Genomic DNA, 4,975 nt, shown 5'->3' with positions numbered 1-4,975 from the left:
CGTGCCGCGGTCCCGGCGGACCGCGGGGTGGAAGCCCAGGCCGGAGATCATCAGCAGCACACCGATGATGATCGCCCCGCCGCCCGCAATGCCCAGCAGGCCGTGCGGGTCCAGCCCCTGCACCGCGCCCACCGCGAGCGCCACGCCGGAGGCGGCGCCCACGACGCCGGTCCAGAGCTGGTCGCGGGCGGGGATGAAGCTCCGGCGGAACCAGGCCCAGGCCACGAGCTCGGCGACGCCGCCGAGGACGAGCGCCGCGGCCACCGTCAGGCCCACGCCGGCGGGGGTGCCGAAGAAGAACAGCAGCAGGGTGCCCAGCATCCAGGCGGCCGCCGCGAGGGACAGCGGGGAGCGCATGGCCTCGGGCACGCAGTCCCGGCGCAGGTACTCCCACAGGGCGGAGCCGGAGAAGACGAGGAACACCGCGAAGGCCACCTTCATCCAGGTCAGGCCGGGGTTCTGGACGAACACGGTGGACAGCCCGAAGAGCAGCGCCACGCCGGCGCGGATCAGGATGGGCTTGAACACCTCGGACGAGATGGCGAGGGGGGTCTTCTGCGTGGTCACCGCCCCAGTCTAGGAGCGACCCCTCCCGAGCGAATCCACCCCTTCCCCAGCGAATCCACTGCACTTCTGACCCTTCTGAGGCCGGATCCGGGGTTGAGAAGGGTCACAACTGCAGTGGATTCGCCGCGGTGGTGGCGGGGGTGGCGCGAGGGGGAGTCAGCGGGCGCCGACCCGCATCCAGGCGTCCTGCCGGGCGCGGTGGCCGAGGGTGAGGGCGCGCATCCCCATGTACACCCCGGCGAACCCGCACCACAGCAGCGCGACCTGCGCGGCGGCGTCGGGAGTGTGCTCCCACGGGTCGGACCAGTCGACCGTCCAGCCCAGCCCCCCGGCCGCGACCTGGGCGAGCACCCACAGGGCGGGGGCGTACACGGCCAGGTTCACGACGCCGGCCAGCGCCAGGTAGCGCGCGTCACCGGCGCCGATGAGCACGCCGTCGAGGACGAACACGTACCCGGCCACGGGCTGGGACAGCGCGAGCACCAGCAGGCCCGCGGTGGCCGCGGCCTGCACGGTCGGGTCCGGGGCGAACAGGGGCGGCAGCACCCAGGCGAGGGCGGCCAGCAGCACGCCGGTCACGAGGCCGAAGCCCAGCCCCCAGCGCACCATCAGGTCCGTCAGACGCCGGGCCTGGCGCGGCCGGGACGCTCCGAGCTCGGCGCCGATCAGGGCCTGCGCGGCGATCGCGAGGGCGTCGAGCGCGAACGCGAGCGTGGAGAACAGGGTGAAGACCAGCTGGTGCGCGGCGAGGGTGACGTCTCCCAGGCCGGTGGCGGCCATGACCGTGATCAGGATGGCCGCGCGCAGGCTCGCAGTGCGCAGCAGCAGCCACGAGCCCACCTGCGCGGTGGCGCGCATGCCGGACGGCAGCGGAGCGAGGGGGGTGCCCGCGCGGCGGAACCGGGGGGCCAGCACGGCCAGGTAGACGGCCAGCATCCCCCACTGCACGGCGGAGGTGCCGATCGCGGAGCCGGCCACCCCGAGCCCCGCCCCGTACACCAGCACCCAGTTCAGCCCGATGTTCACCGCGAACCCGACGCCGGCCACCACCAGCGGGGTGACGGTGTCCTGCAGGCCGCGCAGCACGCCGGTGGCGGCCAGCACCGCCAGCAGCGCCGGCAGCCCCGGCATGGACCACTGGAGGTACGCGGTGGCGTGGGCGTGGGTCTCCCCCGTGGCGCCGAGCGCACCGGTGAGCCCGGGGGCGGCGAGCCACCCGGCCACCCCGAGCACCGTGCCCAGCAGCAGCCCGAGCCAGATCCCGTCCCGGCCGCGGGCCATCGCGCCGGGCAGGTTCCCCGCGCCGATCATCCGCGCCACCGCGGGCGTGGTGGCGTACGCCAGGAAGATCATCAGGCCCGTGGCCGTGTGCAGCACCGTGGTCCCCACCCCGACGCCGGCCAGCTGGGCGGTGCCCAGGTGCCCGACGATCGCGGTGTCCGCCAGCAGGAACAGCGGCTCGGCGATCAGCGCGCCGAACGCGGGGATCGCCAGGCCGAGGATCCGCCGGGAGAGGCCCCGCCCGGCCTCCGGGGGCGGGGCGGCCGTCGCACCCACGTCAGCCGACCAGCGCCAGGAGGGGCGCCAGGGCCGTGGTGGGGGTGACCGGCTGCGGCAGCTCCGGCAGCAGCGGGGCCACGAGGTAGAGCATGGCGATCGCGATGCCGTTGTTCACCATGTGCAGCAGCACCGCGTACCCGAAGGAGCGGCCCATGAGGATGTACGTCACCGTGATGGTCACCGCGAGGGTGAGGTACGGGACCACCTCCACGAGGCGGAAGTCGCCGCCGGTGCCCAGGAAGTGCAGGAAGGAGAACGCCAGCACGGACACCGCGGCGCACACCCACACGTTGATCCAGCGGGAGAGCTTGCCCACCAGCAGGTGCCGGAACAGGTACTCCTCCACGAGCGGAGCGCCCACCACGGTCATCAGGACCATGAGCGCCGGCGGGGCCTGCGTGGTCATCTCCTCGAGGGCGGCCTGGTTGGCGCTGGTCTGCGCGTCCCCGATCAGGGCGAGCAGCACGGCGTTGACCAGGATGGTGGTGAACCACAGCGCCGGCAGCAGCAGGACCTTCCACCACGTCCCGGTGGCGAAGACCCGCAGCGAGGTCACCAGCGGCCGCCACGCCACCAGCAGGACGAGCGTCACGAGGATGGCGTAGCAGAGCAGGTTCACCGTGAACCCGTCCAGCACGGTCAGGGCGGCGGGGTCCGCCGGGACCAGGCCCAGCGCCGCGGCCAGGAAGAACCCCAGGCCGAGCACCATGATCCCGCCGTAGGCCAGGACGACGAGCGCGTCCCCCCCGTGGAACGGGCCGGGGGCCCAGCGCGCGGGGTCGGCCCGGCGGCGAGGTGCGCGGCCCGGCCAGCCGGACGGCGGCCAGCCGGCGGGGACGGCCCCGGGGACGGTGCCGTCGGCGGGCGCGGAGGGGGGAAGGCTCATGCGCTCACGCTACCAACGGGCCCGGACACGCCAGGGCGGGATGAGGGCGCGGAGAGACACCGGTCACGCCGCGGCCGGCAGTTCGCTCCGCGCGCGCAGCCTGGATTACGGTGTTCGGCATGGCCCTGTTCTCCCAGCCGGTGTACATCAACCTCCCCACCACGGACACCGAGCGCATCCGCTCCTTCTGGACCGCCGTCGGAGCGGGGATCGACGAGGACTTCTCGGACGAGAACTCCGTGTGCGTGGAGCTCACCGACTCCACCTTCGCGATGTACCTGAGCCCCGGCTTCTACACCGACTTCATCGGCGAGCGCGAGATCGCCGACTGCCTCACCACGAACTCGGCCCTGCTCCAGCTCACCGCCCCGGACCGCGGCGCCGTGGACCGTCTGGTGGCGTCGGCGGTCGAGGCCGGCGGCACCGAGGTCGAGCTGCCCGAGGACCTGCAGGAGGACATGTCCGCCTCCGGCGTCTTCTCCCGTCAGGTGATCGACCCGGACGGCCACCAGTGGGAGTTCATGGCGGCCTGAGCCGACCGTCCCCGGGACGGGCGAATCCACTGCACTTCTGACCCTTCTGGGGGCCGAATCCGCCCTCATTCGGGTCACAAGTGCAGTGGATTCGCCGGGGTGGGGTGGGGCGGAGCGGCCGGGGCCCGTTCACGACGCCGTCACCCGGGTCTGCCCCGCACGTCACCGGGGTGCGCCCTGGCGGTCACCCCCGGGGCCTAGCGTCGGGCCGTCCCCGACGCCCCTCCCCCCAGGAGTGCCTCATGGCCCGCTTCGCCCGCCTCTCCCTCGCCGCCGCCGCGGCCCTGACCGTCTCCCTCGGCGCGGCCGCCCCCGCCGTCGCCGCTCCGCCCGCCCACGCCGGCGCGCACGCGCAGGCGACCGCCGCCGTCGGGAAGGGGACGACGGCGGAGTCCTTCACCTTCGGCGTGATCGGCGACGTGCCCTACGGGGCCGCGCAGGTGGCCGCGTTCCCCGGGATGATCGACGAGCTCTCCGCGCAGGACGAGCTCTCCTTCGTGGCCCACGTCGGGGACATCAAGGCCGGCTCCGCGGTCTGCTCCGACGAGTACTTCGCGATGATCCGCGGGGAGTTCGACCGCCTGGCGCACCCGCTCGTGCTGACCCCGGGCGACAACGACTGGACGGACTGCCACCGGACCAACAACGGTGCCTACGACCCGCTCGAGCGCCTGGACGCGTTCCGGGAGGTCTTCTACCCGGTGGCCGACCGCACCCTGGGTGAGCCCATGAAGGTGGACGCTCAGGACGAGATCGGCCTGCCGGAGAACGCCCGGTTCACCGAGCGCCGCGTGGAGTTCGGCGTGGTCAACGTGCAGGGCTCGGCGAACTCCACCCAGCCGTGGACCGGCCTCGGCCTGACCGCGCCGACGCCCGAGCAGCTGGCCGAGGTGGAGACCCGCGACGCCGCCACCCACGCCCTCATCCGCGACCTGTTCGCCGACGCCGAGCGCCGGCACGCCCGCGGCGTGGTCATCATGATGCAGGCCGACATGTTCTACCCGGGCGCAGTGGTGGACGGGGAGATCTCGGACGAGGCCGCCGCGCAGCAGCAGGCCTACACGGAGACCGTGCAGCTCATCGCGGAGCTCTCCCGCGACTTCGACGGCCCGGTGTACCTGATCAACGGCGACTCCCACGAGTACACCGCGGACGCCCCGCTGACCGCCGGCTCCCCGTGGCTCGACGTGTACGGCGTGGCGCCCGTGGAGAACCTCGAGCGCATCACCGTGGAGGGCGCCGCGACGTCCAACGAGTGGACCCGCTTCTCCGTGGCCCCGATGAACGCCGGCAAGGGCAAGAACCCGGCGCAGGAGCTGCTGACCTGGGAGCGCGTGCCCTACACGTTCTGAGGCCCCTCGCCGAGGTGGCAGAACTTACACCCCGTTGCCCTGGGAGCGGGGCACCTCGGGCACCGCCGGCGGGGCGG

Annotated in this window: 5 protein-coding genes; 2 read left to right on the top strand and 3 right to left on the bottom strand. The window is 73.5% G+C overall.

Features of this window, described 5'->3' with window-relative positions:
• The 3 genes from Q4D18_RS10990 to Q4D18_RS10980 all read right to left on the bottom strand — a co-directional run.
• Window positions 1-567, bottom strand: a 567-nt coding sequence (locus Q4D18_RS10990) for a hypothetical protein (RefSeq protein ID WP_303128337.1), incomplete at its 3' end; no start/stop codon positions are given.
• 156 nt (window positions 568-723) lie between these two features.
• A complete protein-coding gene (locus Q4D18_RS10985; RefSeq protein ID WP_303128334.1) occupies window positions 724-2,124 on the bottom strand; it encodes an MATE family efflux transporter in 1,401 nt (466 codons plus the stop codon).
• A 1-nt stretch (window position 2,125) separates the two neighbouring features.
• Window positions 2,126-3,013 (bottom strand): CPBP family intramembrane glutamic endopeptidase, encoded by an 888-nt coding sequence (locus Q4D18_RS10980; RefSeq protein ID WP_303128331.1) that lies wholly within the window; start codon window positions 3,011-3,013, stop codon window positions 2,126-2,128.
• A 119-nt stretch (window positions 3,014-3,132) separates the two neighbouring features.
• Between Q4D18_RS10980 and Q4D18_RS10975 the strand changes: the two genes are divergently transcribed.
• Window positions 3,133-3,546 (top strand): VOC family protein, encoded by a 414-nt coding sequence (locus tag Q4D18_RS10975; RefSeq protein ID WP_303128329.1) that lies wholly within the window; start codon window positions 3,133-3,135, stop codon window positions 3,544-3,546.
• 242 nt (window positions 3,547-3,788) lie between these two features.
• Window positions 3,789-4,898 (top strand): hypothetical protein, encoded by a 1,110-nt coding sequence (locus Q4D18_RS10970; protein WP_303128327.1) that lies wholly within the window; start codon window positions 3,789-3,791, stop codon window positions 4,896-4,898.
• Window positions 4,899-4,975 lie beyond the last annotated feature (77 nt).

Origin of the sequence: Micrococcus sp. (genome assembly GCF_030523875.1) — a bacterium.
Classification (GTDB): Bacteria; Actinomycetota; Actinomycetes; order Actinomycetales; family Micrococcaceae; genus Micrococcus.
Note: the sequence above shows the minus strand (reverse complement) of the source record. Positions and strands in the feature narration are given on the sequence as shown.